We start from the raw sequence: 18,666 nt of genomic DNA, 5'->3' as shown, positions 1-18,666 counted from the left end.
ATATAAAGACAAAACAATACAGTAAAAATGCCAAAAAATTCAAAACTAAAATCTATTTTAATTATTGGTTCGGGGCCTATTGTTATCGGACAAGCTTGTGAGTTTGACTATTCTGGATCCCAAGCATTAAGATCATTAAGAGAAGATGGAATTGAAACCATTCTTATAAACTCGAATCCAGCAACTATTATGACAGATCCATCTATGGCGGATCATGTTTATTTATTGCCTCTTAATACAAAATCCTTAATTAAAATTTTAAAAGAACACCCACAAATAGATGCAGTGTTACCAACGATGGGGGGGCAAACAGCATTGAATTTGTGTATAGAAGCAGATGAAAAAGGAATTTGGGAAGACTTTGGTGTTGAAATTATTGGAGTTGATATTGATGCAATAAACATTACCGAAGATAGAGAGCAGTTTAGGGAACTAATGCTTAAAATAGGCATTCCTATGGCACCACAAGCTACGGCTACTTCTTATCTAAAAGGAAAGGAAATTGCCCAAGAGTTTGGTTTTCCTTTAGTTATCAGGGCATCCTATACACTAGGAGGAGCTGGGGCTTCTTTTGTACATAAAGAAGAAGATTTTGATGAGTTGCTAACGCGTGGTTTGGAGGTTTCCCCAATTCACGAAGTAATGATCGACAAAGCATTAATTGGTTGGAAAGAGTATGAGTTAGAGTTGCTAAGAGATGCTAACGATAATGTGGTTATTATCTGTTCTATCGAAAACATGGATCCTATGGGTATCCATACGGGAGATTCAATAACCGTTGCACCGGCCATGACATTGAGCGATAAAACCTATCAAAGAATGCGTGATATGGCAATCCATATGATGCGTAGTATTGGTGATTTTGCAGGAGGGTGTAACGTGCAGTTTGCAGTAAGTCCAGATGAGAAAGAGGAAATAATAGCCATCGAAATCAACCCACGTGTCTCTCGTTCATCTGCCTTGGCCAGTAAGGCAACAGGATATCCTATTGCTAAAATAGCGGCCAAATTGGCTATTGGGTATAACTTAGACGAACTAAGTAACCAAATTACCAAGTCTACATCGGCCTTATTCGAACCAACCTTAGATTATGTAATCGTAAAAATACCACGTTGGAATTTCGATAAATTTGAAGGTTCAGACAGAACTTTAGGGCTTCAAATGAAATCTGTTGGTGAGGTTATGGGAATTGGTCGCTCATTCCAGGAAGCTTTGCACAAGGCAACACAGTCGCTAGAAATTAAGCGTAATGGATTGGGGGCTGATGGTAAAGAAAATAAAAATTACGATCAGATTATAGAAAAATTAACCTATGCTTCTTGGGATCGTGTATTTATAATTTATGATGCCATTGCTAAAGGAATACCTTTAAGTAGAATCCATGAGATTACTAAAATAGACATGTGGTTTTTGAAGCAATATGAGGAATTGTATTTGCTGCAAAATGAAATATCTACCTACACGATTGATTCTATTGAAAAAGAATTGTTGTTGGAAGCAAAGCAAAAAGGATATGGTGACAGACAGATAGCACATATGCTAGGTTGTTTAGAGAGTCAGGTGTACAATAAGAGGGAAGAGCTTGGTATTAACAGGGTTTACAAATTAGTGGATACTTGTGCTGCAGAATTTAAGGCGCAAACACCTTATTATTACTCTACTTTTGAGAGTGATATGGAGACAGCAGATGGAAAGCGTTATGCCGATAACGAAAGTGAGGTTTCCGATAAGAAGAAAGTAATTGTTTTAGGATCCGGTCCAAACCGAATAGGACAAGGAATTGAATTCGATTACTGTTGTGTACATGGGGTTTTGGCAGCGGCCGAAGTAGGTTATGAAACCATTATGATTAACTGTAACCCAGAAACGGTATCAACCGATTTCGATACGGCAGATAAATTGTACTTTGAACCTGTATTCTGGGAACATATATATGATATAATTAAGCATGAAAAGCCAGAAGGTGTTATTGTTCAATTAGGAGGGCAAACAGCTTTGAAACTTGCTGAAAAATTATCACGTTACGGTATAAAGATACTAGGAACTAGCTTTGAAGCTTTGGATTTAGCTGAAGATAGAGGTTTATTTTCAAACTTGTTAAAAGAAAACAATATCCCATATCCTAAGTTCGACATTGCTACAACGGCCGATGAGGCCTTGGCAATAGCCGATGTATTGGACTTCCCGATTTTGGTACGTCCATCATACGTTCTTGGAGGGCAAGGAATGAAAATCGTTATCAATAAAGCAGAGTTGGAAAAGCATGTAGTAGATTTGTTGAGTAAAATGCCAGATAATAAATTGCTGCTAGACCATTACTTAGATGGTGCTATAGAAGCAGAGGCAGATGCCATATGTGATGGTGAAGATGTATACATTATTGGTATCATGGAGCATATCGAACCATGTGGTATCCATTCAGGAGATAGTAATTCTACATTACCTCCATTTAATCTGGGTGATTTGGTAATGCAACAAATAAAAGACCATACCAAGAAGATTGCCTTAGCTTTAAACACTGTTGGATTAATAAATATCCAGTTTGCTATAAAGGATGATACTGTTTACATTATTGAAGCAAACCCAAGAGCATCCAGAACAGTACCATTTATAGCAAAGGCATATGGAGAACCTTATGTAAATTATGCTACTAAAGTAATGTTGGGAGATAAGAAACTTAAAGATTTTAACTTCAATCCTAAATTAGAAGGTTATGCCATTAAGCAACCAGTTTTCTCTTTCAATAAGTTTCCTAACGTCAATAAGAAATTGGGGCCAGAAATGAAAAGTACAGGAGAAAGTATCTTGTTTATAGATAGTTTAAAAGATGACGAGTTTTACGATTTGTATTCCAGAAGGAAAATGTACTTAAGTAAATAAAATTAAACAACAAATATATAAAGCCGCTTAAAGCGGCTTTTTTTTATATAATAATTCTGTTTGTAAACTCTTCTTTACGTTTTTAACTTTTAAATTAAACAATAAAGGGCTGACATTAATGTCAACCCTTTACTAAAAAACTAAACTAACTCTAATATAATCTCATATTATGTTACAAATATAGCAAGGCAACTAGGGTCGAGGCTACTAATTATTAGACCAGATATGATACTATTTTTGCTTTTTTTAATTTTTTGAAAGAAAATTAAGGCTCGGGACAATAGAGTGGTTATAAAACTTTATATACGTTGATAGCATGGAAAAAAAATATTTATATTTGTTATGGTTCAATCGTTTGAATTGTTATTGCATCATCATAGGATATAAGCTCTATATAGGCAAAAATAGTATAGGACGGGGTAACATTTATAGTAGTACCTATCAGTATGACTAACTAAATTTGTATGAATACTTAAAAAGTATCTGTTTTTAAGTTTTTATAAGCATAAACAAATTCAATTAATAAACTAAACAATAGGATTAAACACCTAGAATTAAATATTAAAATAACAATGTCAATATTCAGTCTACAAGGAAAAACGGCTATCATTACAGGTGGAGCGAGTGGAATAGGGAAAGCTATTACAACAACATTTGCAAAGCAAGGAGCTCAAGTACATATTTTAGAGTTTAATGCTGAAAATGGTAATTTAACTGCTAACGAGATCAATAACAATGGAGGACAAGCTTACTTCTATCAATGCGATGTCTCTAACCATCAACAAGTAAAAGACGTTATAAATAATATTGCAGCCCAGCATACTATAGATATTTTGGTTAATAATGCTGGAATTGCCCATGTGGGTAACGTAGAAAGTACAGAAGAAGCCGATTTAGACCGTATTTATAATGTAAACGTAAAAGGTGTATATAACTGCATGCATGCCGTTGTACCTAAAATGAAAGCAAACGGGGGCGGCGTTATTTTAAATATGGCTTCTATTGCTTCATCTGTTGGGATTTCAGATCGCTTTGCATATTCGATGTCTAAAGGAGCAGCACTTACTATGACTTATTCAGTAGCTAAGGATTATGTTAATGATGGTATTCGTTGTAATTGTATATCCCCTGCAAGAGTACATACGCCATTTGTAGACGGTTTTATAAAGAAAAATTATCCAGGAAAGGAAGATGAGATGTTTCAAGCCTTGTCTAAAACTCAGCCAATTGGACGTATGGGAAAACCTGAAGAAATAGCCAATTTAGCACTCTATTTATGTTCTGATGAAGCTTCATTTATTACAGGAACAGACTTTCCAATAGACGGAGGGTTTATAAAATTAAATGGATAATGATTAAAAAGTGTTTATTAATCGTTACATTTTTTAGCGTCGTTACGATAACGTTTTCGCAACAAAATGAGAAAATAGATTACATTAAAGAAATTTCAGAAAGGCCTTATCCAGAGTGGTTTAAAGATGCTAAACTTGGAATCTTTATTCACTGGGGCTTGTATTCTGTGCCAGCCTATGGAGGTAAAGAATCTTATGGAGAGTGGTATTTAAGAGGTCTGCAGTTAGGCGATTCTTTGCGTACTAATTTTATGAAGGATACCTATGGGCAAAATTTCACCTATAAAGATTTTGCTCCGCTGTTTAAAGCAGAATTGTTTAAAGCAGAGGAATGGGCCGAGTTTTTTAAAAAATCAGGAGCTAAATATGTTGTACTAGTATCCAAGCACCACGATGGTTACGCTTTGTGGCCTAGTAAATACAGTAGAAATTGGAATTCGGTTGATGTAGGGCCTAAACGCGATATTGTTGGTGAGCTAACAAATGCAGTAAAAAAGTCTGGCCTTAAAATGGGACTGTATTATTCACTTCCAGAATGGAACCATCCACTACATCGTTGGTATACCGATCCGCATGATAGCATTACAAACTATATAGAATCCTATATGGTGCCCCAATTTAAGGAATTAATAAGTACATATAAACCGTCTTTAATATTTGCTGATGGCGAATGGTTCAATTCAGCCAAACAATGGCATTCGGCAGAATTGATTCACTGGTATTATAACTTAGTAGGTGACGAAGCTATTGTGAATAACCGTTGGGGGCATGGATTGGATACGGGCTTTTTAACGCCAGAATACAGTGCAGGAATTAAAGTAACCAACAGGCCATGGGCAGAAGTTAGAGGAATAGGACGGTCATTTGGTTTAAACAGGAATGAAACATTGGAAGCCTATGGGAGTTCCAAAGATTTAATTCAACGTTTTGTGCACACCGTTGCCAATGGTGGTGGTATGATTATAAATGTGGGACCTAAAGCAGATGGACAAATTCCGTTAATACAGCAGGAGCGTTTACTAGATCTTGGAAATTGGTTGAAAATAAATGAGGATGCTATTTACGGATCAAAACCTTATACTGTTCATGAGGAAGAAAAAGAAGTTTTTCTTAAACGTGTAGACTCGCAAATTGATTTTAATTGGGTGCGTAATTCGCCTATGAAAGGGATTAAAGAAGATCATTTTTCGGCAACATGGAAAGGTTACATTGTAGCGCCTCAAAATGGTAGCTATACTTTTGAAATCAAAGCAGATGATGAGGCCGTTGTTTTAATAGACGGAAAAGAGGTTATTAATCAAAACTATACGGCTTCTGGGTCACAATCCGAAGTTATGGGAGCGCAGACCAGTGCAACAACACAAGGTACGATTAAGTTAAAAGAAGGTGTCGCCTATCCAGTTCAAATCAAATACAGGGAAAAGGATTTAAATGCATCTATTGCCTTGTTTTGGAAAACGAAAGGTAATGAAAAACAGCTAGTGCCTGCATCAGCTTTCTTTTTGGATGCAGACAAGAAAACACAAGGCTTAAATGCAACTTATAGTTCATTAAAAACATACTTGTGCTATACTCAAAACAAGGGTAAAATATATGCAATTAGTTTTGAGTGGCCAGATGATAAATTAAAGCTAACAGTACCAGATCCAGGTGCTCATGCAACAGTAAAACTATTGGGTTTAGAAAAGGACTTACCCTGGACTTATGTAAACGGACAGATGCATATTGATACAAGTGACATAAAATATGCTGAAATGCCAACACACGACGCATGGACTTTTGAAATCGATAAACATTAAATTATATGAACCTATTAAAAAAACGATACCTGATAAACTTTTTGTTAGCAATAGCAACTTGCGCTTCTGTTAACGCTCAGGAAACCTACAAACCCACCTGGGAATCTTTAGACTCCCGTCCTATACCCGATTGGTTTCAAGATGCTAAATTTGGAGTATTCATACATTGGGGACCATATTCAGTACCAGCCTGGTCTCCCAAAGGGACCTATTCGGAGTGGTATCAATATTGGTTACAGAGTAAATCCCTTTTTGGTAATGGTAAATTTAAAGGAGACGAAATAGTTAATTTTCATAATAAAACCTATGGAGAAGACTTTAGTTATTATGATTTTGGAGAGCACTTTAAAGCCGATTTGTTCAATCCCGATGATTGGGCTGAATTGTTTGAAAAAGCAGGAGCCAAATACATTGTATTGACCTCTAAGCACCACGACGGATTTACACTTTGGCCTAACAAGCAAGCCAATGATAGGGGCTTTGCATGGAACAGTATGGAAGTTGGATCCAAAAGGGATTTGGTAGGAGAGTTGTCGGAAGCTGTAAAGAAAACCGACGTTAAAATGGGATTGTATTATTCGCTTTACGAATGGTATCACCCTTGGTGGCAAAAAGACAAAGAACGTTTTGTAGATGAGCATTTTATCCCTCAAGTAAAGGATTTGGTAACTAAATATAGTCCGGATGTATTATGGGCAGATGGTGAGTGGGATATGGAAGACGAGAAATGGAAGTCTAAAGAGTTTTTGGCCTGGTTGTTTAACGAATCGAACGTAAAAGAATCTATTGTCGTTAATGACCGTTGGGGAAAAGGAGTAAGAAAACATCATGGAGGTTACTTTACTACAGAATATGAAGCGGCAACTCCCGAATTTGATAAGCCTTGGGAAGAATGTCGCGGCATGGGATTTTCATTTGGGTACAACCGCAATGAAGATGCAGAAGATTACAATTCACCAAAAGCACTAGTATTAACTCTAGTTAACATTGTCAGTACAGGAGGTAATTTGTTGTTAGATATTGGTCCAGATGCCAGAGGAAGAATACCAGTAATTATGCAAGAGCGCTTATTGCAAATAGGAAGCTGGTTGAAAACAAACGGAGAAGCTATCTATGGAACGCGCCCTTGGAATAACTCTTTTCAATGGTCATTAAATGGCGAAAAAAACTATATACCCAAGCAACACTATTTAGGAGGCGATGTCATTTTAAAACAAACCATCGATCCCGAACCAGGTTATGCGGTTAAAGAGTTATTCTTTACACAAAATGAAGAGGCCTACTTTGCCATTATGCCAAAATGGACGGAGTCGGTTACTATAAGAAATTTTAAAGCGCCTGAAAATGCAAAAATTACATTGCTGGCAACAGGAGAAGAATTAAGAGTAAAACAGTTAGGTAATGATGTTATGATAAAACTGCCTGTTTATCGACCAGATAAATTCAAAGTATCCGATACCTATGCCTATGCTATTAAAATAACAAAACAATAAAATTCAAATATGTACAAACTATCCAGTTTATTAGTTGCCTTCTTGGTTTTTGTTTCGTGTAACCAAAGAAAAGGATTGGTGTTAAATACCAGTAATACCATTGAAATTAAAGAAGGTGATACCAAAGATTCCATTATATTAAAAGCGGCACATGTTGTACCGACAGCCAATCAGTACGAGGCACTAAGAAATGAATTCATTGCATTTATTCATTTCGGTCCAAATACCTTTACCCGTATGGAATGGGGAAATGGCATGGAAGACCCAAAAATTTTCGATTTAAAGACTTTGGATACCGATCAATGGTGTGAAGCCATGAAAAGTGCCGGTATGAAAATGGTAATCATCACAGTAAAACATCACGACGGATTTGTGCTTTGGCAAAGCCGCTATACCAAGCACGGTATTATGTCTACTGGCTTTAAAGATGGAAAGGGAGATATTTTAAAGGAACTCTCTGAGTCTTGTCAGAAGTACGGACTAAAATTAGGAGTCTATTTATCACCAGCCGATCTGTACCAAATTGAAAATGAAGAAGGGCTTTATGGTAATCTAAGCAAGTATTCAGACCGAACCATTCCAAGACCTGTTAAAGGGCGTCCGTTTGCCAATAAAACGACTTTTACATTTAATGTCGACGATTATAATGAGTATTTCTTAAATCAGCTTTTCGAATTGTTAACAGAATATGGCCCCATTCATGAAGTATGGTTTGATGGTGCCCACCCGAAGCGTAAAGGCGGACAAAAATATAACTACCTAGCTTGGAAAGAGCTCATTGCAACATTGGCACCAAAAGCAGTAGTCTTTGGAAAACAGGACATTCGTTGGTGTGGTAACGAAGCCGGTGGAACAAGAGATACCGAATGGAATGTCATCCCATATAAAACAGATCCGAATCAAATGAATAGCTTTGCCGATATTACAGGTAAAGATATTGGAAGCCGGGAGAAACTGTATGATGCTAAATATTTGCATTACCAGCAAGCTGAAACGAATACCTCTATTCGCGAAGGATGGTTTTATAGAGACGAGGATAAACAAAAAGTACGTAGCGCCGACGATGTATTTGATATTTATGAACGTTCAGTAGGAGGAAACTCAACATTTTTATTGAACATCCCTCCAAATAGAGAAGGTAAGTTTTCACCAGAAGATGTTAAGGTCCTAAAAGAGGTAGGGAAGCGTATTGAAGCTACTTATAATACTAATTTATTTGAAGACGCAGAAGGGCCTTCCAAAGTATTGGATGCAGATGTGAAAAGTTTTGAGTTATTAGGTGATTCAAATGAAATACTTATAAGCACAAATGAACCAGTTACAATCAATCGTGTGGTGTTACAAGAAGCCATAACTACACATGGAGAACGTATTGAATCTCATGCTTTGGATGCTTGGATTGATAATGCTTGGCAGGAAATTGCTAAAGCCACTAATGTAGGCTACAAACGTATTTTACGTTTTCAGGAGGTAACTTCCAATAAATTCAGAATACGTGTTACCGCTTCGCGTTTTGTGCCAACTGTTTCAAATATTTCAGCGCATTATTACAAAACACGTCCGCCACAATTAACGATTTCCAGAGATGCTGAAGGAAAACTTAATATTGCACCCAAAAAACACGATTTTGGATGGAAACCCCATGGAGAAGATGCTATAAACAATTTAAATGCTGGCTATGAAATCCGATATACCACCGATGGTAGTATACCAACAAAAGCCTCTAAGCTGTTTGGAGATTCCGAAATTGTGGCATCGACCGAAGTTAAGGCCGTTGCAATCGATAAGGAAGAAATGGGTAGCATAGCATCCCGTGTGTTCGGTATTTTAAAAACCGATTGGAAAATTGTAGCAACAGATAGCGATGCGGATAAACACCCAGGAACATATGCTTTTGATGAAAATCCAAACACCTATTGGCAATCAGAAGCAAAAGGAAATACCCATTATTTGACTGTTGACTTAGGACGTTCTTATAACCTAAAGGGCTTTGCTTACACCCCGCAAACAAAACATGCCGACGGCATGATCGAGCAAGGTATATTTAAAGTAAGCCAGGATGGTAAACAGTGGAAAACCGTTGAAGCCTTTAAATTTGGAAACCTAATTAACGATCCCGTAAGAAGAAACCATTATTTTAAGAATACGGTAGAAGTTAGATTCATTAGAATTGAGTCTAAAACCATAGCAGGAGGCAAACAAACAGCTGCCATTGCAGAGTTAGATATTTTCGAGTAAATAACTTTTTGAAGATCCTAGGATTATTCAGTAAACTAAAATTTAGTAGATGAAGTATATTGCAAAATATGGTTATATCGTAATCTTACTCTTTTTTGTAAACTTTAGCGTTGCACAAAATAATACAGATGACTTACGTTTGTACGACAAGTTTAAGTCTATTACCTCAGACAATGTGTTTAAGACCGAGGGCTATTACAATTGGGGTACATCCATATTAAAAGGAGAGGACGGAAAGTACCATATGTTCTATGCACGATGGAAAAAAGAGTATGGATTTACAGGCTGGCTCACGCATTCAGAGATTGCACATGCCACGTCCAAAAGCCCTGCTGGTCCCTGGAAATTTAAAGACGTAGTACTTGAAGGTGCCCGCAATAACCGATGGGATGCTATTACAGCACATAACCCTAAAATAAAATATTTTGAAGGGAAATACTATTTGTATTACATAGCTACCAATTTAGGAGATAACGATTTTACAGAAGAAGAACTTGTAGAAACAGCCCGTACAGGATACAGTCATCCAAATTGGAAAATTTTACGTCCCAATCAACGTACTGGTGTAGCCGTTGCAAATTCTATCAATGGTCCATGGAAACGTATGGATGCACCCTTAATAGAGCCTTCGGGACCTATAACAACCCTTACCGTAAACCCAGCTATTGATAGAGGAAGTGATGGTAACTATTATTTGATTGTTAAGGGTGATAAACCCAATGAAAAACGTTTTATAAGAAATCAGGCCATAGCCATTTCAAAATCACCACAAGGACCATTTGAAATTCAGGAAAAACCAGTAATCGATTATATAGATACCGAAGATATGTCTATGTGGTACGATGAAACCAGAAACCGTTTTTATGGTGTGTTCCATGCTCATGGTTTCATAGGTATGGTAACATCACATGATGGGATCCATTGGAAAAAGGCTAATGAGTATGTGCTCTTGCCTAAGAAAATTAAAATGGCAGATGGATCGATACTCGTCCCCGACCGTTTGGAACGTCCATTTGTTTATCATGAAAATGGCAAACCCAAAGTGCTAAGCTTGGCTGCTAAGAAAGGCGATCAATCCTATAGTATTTTCATTCCTATAGAAGAGGTATCATATCCAAAACCGAATCATAGGCAATTAGCTTGGCAGCAAGCCGAAATGGGCGTCGTATTCCATTACGATCTGCACGTATTTGATGGTATAAAATACGGTCAAGGGAATAACCGAATCGATCCTGTTAACAATTATCAGATATTCAATCCTAAACAATTAGATACAGATCAATGGGTGAAGGCTGCCAAAGATGCTGGTGCCAAATTTGCGATTTTAACAGCAACACACGAAACAGGGTTTGCCTTGTACCAATCTAAAGTTAATCCTTATTGTTTAAGAGCAGTAGATTGGCGTAACGGTAAAGGTGATATTGTGGCCGATTTTGTAGCGTCCTGTAGAAAGTATGGTATTAAGCCCGGTATCTATTTAGGTATACGATGGAATTCATTTTTAGGTGTTCATGACTTTAAGGTCAATGGAGAAGGCGCATTTAAAGAAAATCGTCAGAAATGGTATAACCAAATGATAGAAGGTATGGTGAAAGAAATATGTACCAATTATGGAGAACTTTTTGAAATCTGGTTTGATGGTGGTGCCGATCATCCCGATAATGGAGCGCCAGATGTTTTACCCATAGTTAGAAAATACCAACCCAATTGCTTGTTCTATCATAACGGACAGTTGGCAGAAGCACGTTGGGGTGGCTCCGAATCAGGAACAGTTGCCGATCCATGTTGGTCTACATTCCCTTATAATGCCACAGGGGCAGGTGAAAGTGCCAGAAGAAATATAGCAACCAATAATTTTCAGTTATTAAAAGAAGGCGATCCCAATGGAAAATTTTGGGTGCCTGCTATGGCCGATGCGCCTTTAAGAGGCTATAATGGACGTCACGAGTGGTTTTGGGAACCTGATGATGAAGCCCACATTTTCCCTTTGGAGAATTTAATAGATATGTATTACAAGTCTGTTGGCAGGAATTCAACCCTTATCATGGGCTTAACACCCGATCCGGATGGTCTTTTACCTGATCCCGATGTTAAACGATTAAAAGAATGGGGAGATGAGATTAACAGGCGATTTTCTAAACCATTAAAAACAGTATCTGGGACAGGATATAAATTAGAATTAAAGCTTAAAACTGCTACAGAGATTAATCATGTAATTATCCAGGAGGATATTAAACAAGGGGAGCGGATTAGATCATATACGGTAGAGGCTTTAGTGAATGGTAAATGGAAAGAAGTATGTAGTGGACAAAGCATAGGGCACAAACGAATAGAACAGTTTGAAAGTGTAAAAATAAGTCGATTAAGGCTTAAAATTTTAAGAAGTGATGGAAAGCCCCAAATAAAGAATTTCAGTATTTATAACGTAAAAAAATAATGTAAAGAGAATGAAGTGCCCTTATAAACTATATTACTTGATGCTATTGCTCGTTGTATGCAGTACGAGTGCCTTTTACAAAAGTAAACCCAAAATTTTAATTATAGGAGATTCCATATCCATTGGTTATACTCCATTTGTACAGAAAAGTTTGGCCGATGTCGCAATTGTAAAGCATAATCCAGGCAATGCGCAGCATACAGGTACTGGACTAGGGCATATTGAAGCTTGGATAGGAGATACCGATTGGGATATCATCCAGTTTAATTGGGGACTATGGGACTTATGTTACCGACACCCTGATTCAAAAGAATACGGAAACAGAGATAAAATAAACGGTACGTTAACCTATACAGTTGAAGAGTATACTGCCAATTTGGATGCACTTGTTAGGATGATTAAAAGGAAATCGAATGCCAAACTCATTTTTGTAACAACAAGTTATGTGCCTAATGAGGAAGCAGGAAGGTATACAAAAGATGCAAAACGATACAATAAGGCAGCAAAGGGAGTAATGAAAAAATATGGGGTAATAGTTAACGATATATATAAAGTATCTAAAGAAATTCACAACAAATATGGAATAGGAGTGCATGATGTTCATTTCACAGAACAAGGGTATATAAAGTTGGGTGAAAAAATATCTGGTTTTTTAATAGATCAAATGAAAGTACTCAAAAAGCAATAATCAAAGAAAATAAGTATTAGATGAAGAAAACAGTTAAAGTTTCCCTTGTAATATGCATTCAACTATTCTTGAGCTGTGCGTTACCGGTACAGGATATTTATGTAAGCCCCAATGGGAATGATGCAGCTACTGGATTTAAAGACGCTCCATTGGCAACAATAGATTTGGCCATTGAAAAAGCTAGAGCATTTAAGCATGAAAATCCAGAAGGACATGTAAATATTTATTTAGAAGAAGGAGAATATCGTTTACTCAATCCAATTGTAATAACCCCAGAACTAAGTCATATAAGTATTATTGGTGAGGAATCAGATAAAGTTATTATTAAGGGGTCAGAACAATTAGATTTGAATTGGATTAAACAATCAGACTCTATATGGATTGCTGATGTAAAAGGGAATTCAGATTTCGATCAACTTTTTGTAAACGAACAACAACAAGCATTGTCAAGATACCCCAATTATAATGAGGAGGGCGGACACTGGCAAGGACACGCAGCCGATGCCATTTCACCAGAACGTGTAAAATCATGGCAACAACCTAAAGGAGCGATTGTACACGCCATGCATAGTGGTGAATGGGGCGACTTTCATTACGTGATATCTAAAGCCAATGAAGATGGCACTGTAGATTTAGTAGGAGGACATCAAAACAACCGACCTTCAAAAATGCACGAACGTTTTAGAATGGTAGAAAATGTTTTGGAAGAATTGGACAGTCCAGGAGAGTGGTATTTTGATAATGATGAAAAGGAACTTTATTATTGGCCTTTAAATAACATAAATGTCGAAACAGCTCTTTTTGAAGGCGCAACTTTAAAGAATTTGATAAGCATTCAAGGAACTGAAAGAGTACCTGTGCAAAATATTAGTATAAGCGGAATTAAGTTTACACATACACAAAGAACCTTTTTGGAAGATTATGAGCCTTTGTTGCGAAGTGATTGGACTATATTTAGAGGAGGAGCTTTGTTTATAGAAGGAACTGAAAATATAAGCATTACCGATTGCGAGTTTGTTAACTTGGGAGGAAACGTCATTTTTGCAAGCAATTACAATCGCCATATTACTATAGAACGAAATCACATTCACGATTGCGGTGCTACTGCCATCAGTTTTGTAGGAGATCCCAAAGCGGTGCGTTCGCCCTCATTTCAATATGGCGAATATGTTGATTTAGCGGTAATGGATACCGTACCAGGCCCCGCAACAAATAATTACCCCAGTGAATCCGTAGTCAACGATAATTTAATTTACCGAATTGGACGCATAGAAAAACAAACAGCTGGGGTGGAGATCTCTATGGCAATGGACATAACCGTAAGCAATAATAGTATTTACGACATACCCCGTGCTGGGATCAATGTAAGCGAAGGTACTTGGGGAGGCCATGTTATAGAATTTAATGACGTATTCAATACCGTATTGGAAACTTCCGATCATGGCGCGTTCAATTCCTGGGGGCGTGATCGCTTCTGGCATCCGCACCGATCGGTAATGGATAAGTTGGCTGCTGATGATCCGCAGATGCCCTATTGGGACGCCATACATACAACTATCATTAGAAACAACCGCTTTCGGTGTGATCATGGTTGGGACATCGATTTGGATGATGGTTCTTCAAATTATAATATATATAACAATTTATGCTTAAATGGAGGCATTAAACTGCGAGAAGGATTTTATAGAACCGTAGAAAATAATGTTATGATTAACAACGGTTTCCATCCGCATGTTTGGTTTAAAAACAGTGGTGATGTATTTAGGAAAAATATCGTTTTTACAAGTCATAGAGATATTTGGGTAAAACATTGGGGAAAAGAAGTGGATTATAATTTTTTCCCTAACGAAGCAGCTTTGAAGGATGCCCAGTCTAAAGGTGTAGATGTCCACAGTATTTATGGTAGCTTAGAATTTAAAGACCCGGTTAATGGTAATTATGATATCGTAGATAGCTCTGAGCCTGAAAAAATTGGTTTTGTGCCGTTCAAAACAAATGTATTTGGGGTTAAAACAGCCCGTTTAAAAACCTTGGCCAAACAACCAGATTTTCCACAAGTATATCTAAGTATTAGTGGTGAAAAAGGAGAGATCGTAGATTGGCAAGATGCAAAAATAAAAAATATAGAAACCATTGAAGAGCGCTCGGCATCCGGGTTAAACAAAACGGCGGGTGTTTTAGTAGTTTCGCTTAATGAGAAAAGTATTCTTAAGAAATCGGGGGTTCAAGAAGGAGATGTTGTCGTTCGGGTTGAAGAAGCTGAAATTGAAAATACATCAGATTTAATAAATAACTTTCAGAAGTTAAACTGGAAAGGTAAAATGAAACTGGGTATCTTTAGAAACCAGAAAGAGCAAACCGTTAATTTAATAACAAAATAAAATGAAGCAACATTTAGTTTTTGCAATTCTTTGCATTGTTTTATTACAGGTTTCATGTACTAAAAAGCAGAAAGCAGAGGTAGAACAAGAAGCGGTAAAGCGACCTAATATTATTTATGTATTGGCAGACGATCTGGGGATTGGCGATGTCAAGGTATTTAACAACAACGGTAAGATCAAAACGCCCAATCTGGATAACTTGGCTGCAGGTGGTATGATATTTACCGATGCCCATACTTCCTCATCCGTGTGCACACCTACGCGTTACGGAATTCTTACGGGGCGTTATAATTGGCGAAGTAGGCTAAAAAGCGGTGTTTTAACCGGAACCTCCAAAGCACTCATCCCCAATAGCAGAGCTACGGTAGCTTCTTTTCTTAAAGAAAATGGCTATTATACCGGGTTTATAGGTAAATGGCACTTAGGCTGGGATTGGGCTAAAACACAAAAGGATAGCTTGTTGGGCAATGGATGGAATCCAGGAGATTATAAGAATATCGATTTTTCAAAACCCATTAAAAACGGCCCAAACGATGTGGGGTTCGATTATGCCTACGGACATTCGGGTTCGTTGGACATGGCACCTTATGTTTATGTTGAGAATGGTATGCCTACCACCATTCCCGATACGGTAACGGTCGATAAAGGAAAATATACATGGTGGCGCGAAGGACCGACAAGTCCCGATTTTGTTCATGAAGATGTAACCCCAAACTTCTTCAGGAGGTCTTTTAATTTTATAAAGGAGCAAGCCAAAAATGAGAAACCATTCTTTTTGTATTTAGCCTTGCCTTCACCTCATACCCCAATTTTACCTACTGAGGAGTGGTTGGGTAAAAGTGGTTTAAACCCCTATGCCGATTTTGTGATGGAAGTAGATGGTTATATGGGACAATTACAGGCAGCCATTAAAGAAGCTGGAATCGAAGAGAATACCATCGTTATTTTTACAAGTGATAACGGATGTTCGCCTCAAGCCGATTATAAGGCGTTAGCAGCGTTTGATCATAATCCGAGTAGTATTTACAGGGGACATAAAGCCGATATTTTTGAAGGGGGACATCGTGTACCGTTTATTGTAAAATGGCCAGAAATGGTAAAAGCTGGATCCGTTTCGGGTAAAACAATATGCACCACAGACTTGTTCGCTACCTGTGCCGATATTGTAAATGCAAAGTTGACCGATAACGAGGCAGAAGACAGTTTTTCAATGTTACCACTTTTAACAAATAATGGGAAAATGTTTAAGCGGGAGGCTATTATTCACAGTTCTATTAATGGAAGTTTTGCTATTAGACAAGGCGATTATAAATTGGTGATGGCTCCGGGTTCTGCCGGTTGGAGTTTCCCCAAGCCCAATTCAAAGGATGTCGTATCCTTACCAGAGATTCAACTATATAATCTGGTAACCGATCCTGGTGAAATGCAAAATATTTATAAAGAGCATCCTGAAAAGGTAACTGAGTTAAAGACCTTATTAGAAAATCAAATTCTTGAAGGAAGAAGTACTCCTGGCAAAGCTCAGGAAAATGATTCGGTTGCAAACTGGAAGCAAATTAATTGGATATCAAAAAACAAATAAATAAAAACAATAAATAAATCAATAAAAATGAAATTAATACGATTTGGAGAAGAAGGGAATGAAAAACCTGGCGTGCAATTAGAAGATGGAACACGTATCGATGTGTCTGCATTCGGACAGGATTATGACGAGATTTTTTTTGGAGGTGATGGCTTGGAAAGATTAAGTTCTTGGCTGGAAAGTAATGCTTCTGGCTGTCCTAAGATTGCAGATACTGTACGTTTGGCTGCGCCTTTAGTGCGACCTTCTAAAATTGTTTGTGTAGGTTTAAACTATGCCAAGCATGCAGAAGAAGCTGGGATGGCAATACCCAAAGAACCCGTTTTGTTTTTTAAGGCAACTTCGGCTTTGGTTGGACCTAATGATGACGTGGTGATACCTAGAGGAAGTGAGAAAACAGATTGGGAGGTAGAACTAGCGATTGTTATTGGTAAAAAAGCATCTTATGTAGAAAAGGAAGAAGCCTACAACCATATAGCAGGGTATGTGTTGCACAATGATATTTCTGAGCGTGCCTACCAAATTGAAAAAGAAGGGCAATGGTGTAAAGGGAAAGGCTGTGATACCTTTGCTCCGGTGGGACCATTCATAGCTACCAAAGATGAAATTCCTAATCCTAATAATCTTAATTTATGGTTAAAGGTCAATGGTAAGGAACTTCAAAACTCTTCCACATCCGACTTTATTTTTAATGTAGAAGAAGTGGTATCCTATATTTCACAATTTATGACCCTGTTGCCAGGAGATATTATTTCAACAGGAACACCTTTTGGGGTGGGCTTAGGATTCAATCCGCCTATATACCTTAAACCGGGAGATGTTATGGAACTGGGTATCGATGGATTAGGAGTATCTAAACAAGTAGCAAAAGCTTACAATGGCTAAAATTGTAAGTTTTCAAACGTTAAAATATTCAGCCCTGTTGTTTACCCTATTATTGGTAAACTGTAAGGCGTCCCGATCGGCCATAGTAGACGAATATATATTTGTTCAAAAGGATACGCTGCAAACAACGAAGTGGCAAGTGGTATGGGAAGATCATTTTAACGAACAGCAAATTGATACAACAAAATGGACAAAGATTCCCCCGAATAAAGCTGATTGGGGGAATTATATGTCCGATAACGCAAACTGTTATGGTTTCTCCGATGGGAAACTACATTTAAAGGGCATAGTTAATCCTGATACCATAGCCGATTCCCGTCCCTTTTTAACAGGAGGTATTTATTCCAAGGGGAAATTTGCTTTTCAGTACGGTAAAATTGAAATACGGGCAAAATTAGAAAATGCCAAAGGCGCCTGGCCAGCCATTTGGTTATTGGCAGAGCAAAAGAAATATGGGAAGTATCCCAGAAATGGAGAGATAGATATCATGGAACATCTCAATTTCGATGAGATGGTCTATCAAACCGTACATTCCTATTATACGCTTGAACTCAAGCAAAAAGATAATCCCCTTTACTACAAAACAGCTAAGGTGAATTCCGAAGAATTTAACACCTATGGATTAGAATGGTATCCAGATAAACTGGTGTTTACTGTAAACGGTAAGGAGACACATACCTATCCAAAATTAGAGGGTGTCGATCCTACGCAATGGCCATTCGATCAACCTTTCTATATTTTAATCGATCAGCAATTAGGAGGTTCTTGGGTAGGCGATGTAAAGTCAGAAGACCTTCCGGTGCACATGATTATAGATTGGGTAAAAATATATCAATAACACTTTTAAATAGCTACTAAAATATAAACACATGAAACCTCCATTACAGCACAAAATAATTTTAGAGGAATCTGTCACAAAAGGGGATGAATA

11 protein-coding genes are annotated in these 18,666 nt (G+C 37.5%); all 11 read left to right on the top strand.

Features of this window, described 5'->3' with window-relative positions:
* The first annotated feature begins 27 nt into the window (after positions 1-27).
* Positions 28-2,880, top strand: coding sequence for a carbamoyl-phosphate synthase large subunit (gene carB, locus ABD792_RS18625; protein ID WP_345007998.1), 2,853 nt, complete (start codon positions 28-30; stop codon positions 2,878-2,880).
* A 572-nt stretch (positions 2,881-3,452) separates the two neighbouring features.
* The gene (locus tag ABD792_RS18620) at positions 3,453-4,232 is read left to right on the top strand and encodes an SDR family NAD(P)-dependent oxidoreductase (RefSeq protein WP_345007996.1); all 780 of its coding nucleotides are present in this window, start codon (positions 3,453-3,455) and stop codon (positions 4,230-4,232) included.
* On the top strand, positions 4,232-6,031 hold the full coding sequence (locus ABD792_RS18615) for an alpha-L-fucosidase (protein WP_345007994.1): 1,800 nt from the start codon (positions 4,232-4,234) through the stop codon (positions 6,029-6,031). Before ABD792_RS18620 ends, ABD792_RS18615 begins: the two co-directional genes overlap by 1 nt.
* 5 nt (positions 6,032-6,036) lie before the next feature.
* Positions 6,037-7,524, top strand: coding sequence for an alpha-L-fucosidase (locus ABD792_RS18610; protein WP_345007992.1), 1,488 nt, complete (start codon positions 6,037-6,039; stop codon positions 7,522-7,524).
* A 9-nt stretch (positions 7,525-7,533) separates the two neighbouring features.
* A complete protein-coding gene (locus ABD792_RS18605) occupies positions 7,534-9,762 on the top strand; it encodes an alpha-L-fucosidase (protein ID WP_345007990.1) in 2,229 nt (742 codons plus the stop codon).
* A 49-nt stretch (positions 9,763-9,811) separates the two neighbouring features.
* Positions 9,812-12,199, top strand: coding sequence for an alpha-L-fucosidase (locus ABD792_RS18600; protein ID WP_345007989.1), 2,388 nt, complete (start codon positions 9,812-9,814; stop codon positions 12,197-12,199).
* A 10-nt stretch (positions 12,200-12,209) separates the two neighbouring features.
* Positions 12,210-12,887: an SGNH/GDSL hydrolase family protein gene (locus ABD792_RS18595; protein ID WP_345007988.1), complete on the top strand. Its 678-nt coding sequence runs from the start codon at positions 12,210-12,212 to the stop codon at positions 12,885-12,887.
* A 20-nt stretch (positions 12,888-12,907) separates the two neighbouring features.
* The gene (locus ABD792_RS18590) at positions 12,908-15,268 is read left to right on the top strand and encodes a right-handed parallel beta-helix repeat-containing protein (RefSeq protein WP_345007986.1); all 2,361 of its coding nucleotides are present in this window, start codon (positions 12,908-12,910) and stop codon (positions 15,266-15,268) included.
* Position 15,269: 1 nt separating this feature from the next.
* Positions 15,270-16,850, top strand: coding sequence for a sulfatase family protein (locus tag ABD792_RS18585; RefSeq protein ID WP_345007985.1), 1,581 nt, complete (start codon positions 15,270-15,272; stop codon positions 16,848-16,850).
* Positions 16,851-16,877: 27 nt separating this feature from the next.
* Positions 16,878-17,735 carry a fumarylacetoacetate hydrolase family protein gene (locus ABD792_RS18580; protein ID WP_345007983.1) on the top strand — a complete coding sequence of 286 codons (858 nt, stop codon included), beginning with the start codon at positions 16,878-16,880 and terminating at the stop codon, positions 17,733-17,735.
* Positions 17,728-18,573 (top strand): glycoside hydrolase family 16 protein, encoded by an 846-nt coding sequence (locus tag ABD792_RS18575; RefSeq protein ID WP_345007981.1) that lies wholly within the window; start codon positions 17,728-17,730, stop codon positions 18,571-18,573. Before ABD792_RS18580 ends, ABD792_RS18575 begins: the two co-directional genes overlap by 8 nt.
* Positions 18,574-18,666: the final 93 nt, after the last annotated feature.

The sequence above is a fragment of the Snuella lapsa genome, assembly GCF_039539345.1.
GTDB classification, from domain to species: Bacteria; Bacteroidota; Bacteroidia; order Flavobacteriales; family Flavobacteriaceae; genus Snuella; species Snuella lapsa.
This window is presented reverse-complemented; position numbering and strand designations above follow the sequence as displayed.

Bases quoted from the DNA above. Each gene is read 5' to 3' on its own strand.
- ABD792_RS18590 (WP_345007986.1), top strand. From the start codon at position 12,908: ATGAAGAAAACAGTTAAAGTTTCCCTTGTAATATGCATTCAACTATTC.
- ABD792_RS18620 (WP_345007996.1), top strand. From the start codon at position 3,453: ATGTCAATATTCAGTCTACAAGGAAAAACGGCTATCATTACAGGTGGA.
- ABD792_RS18605 (WP_345007990.1), top strand. From the start codon at position 7,534: ATGTACAAACTATCCAGTTTATTAGTTGCCTTCTTGGTTTTTGTTTCG.
- ABD792_RS18580 (WP_345007983.1), top strand. From the start codon at position 16,878: ATGAAATTAATACGATTTGGAGAAGAAGGGAATGAAAAACCTGGCGTG.
- ABD792_RS18585 (WP_345007985.1), top strand. From the start codon at position 15,270: ATGAAGCAACATTTAGTTTTTGCAATTCTTTGCATTGTTTTATTACAG.
- carB (WP_345007998.1), top strand. From the start codon at position 28: ATGCCAAAAAATTCAAAACTAAAATCTATTTTAATTATTGGTTCGGGG.
- ABD792_RS18600 (WP_345007989.1), top strand. From the start codon at position 9,812: ATGAAGTATATTGCAAAATATGGTTATATCGTAATCTTACTCTTTTTT.
- ABD792_RS18595 (WP_345007988.1), top strand. From the start codon at position 12,210: ATGAAGTGCCCTTATAAACTATATTACTTGATGCTATTGCTCGTTGTA.
- ABD792_RS18615 (WP_345007994.1), top strand. From the start codon at position 4,232: ATGATTAAAAAGTGTTTATTAATCGTTACATTTTTTAGCGTCGTTACG.
- ABD792_RS18575 (WP_345007981.1), top strand. From the start codon at position 17,728: ATGGCTAAAATTGTAAGTTTTCAAACGTTAAAATATTCAGCCCTGTTG.
- ABD792_RS18610 (WP_345007992.1), top strand. From the start codon at position 6,037: ATGAACCTATTAAAAAAACGATACCTGATAAACTTTTTGTTAGCAATA.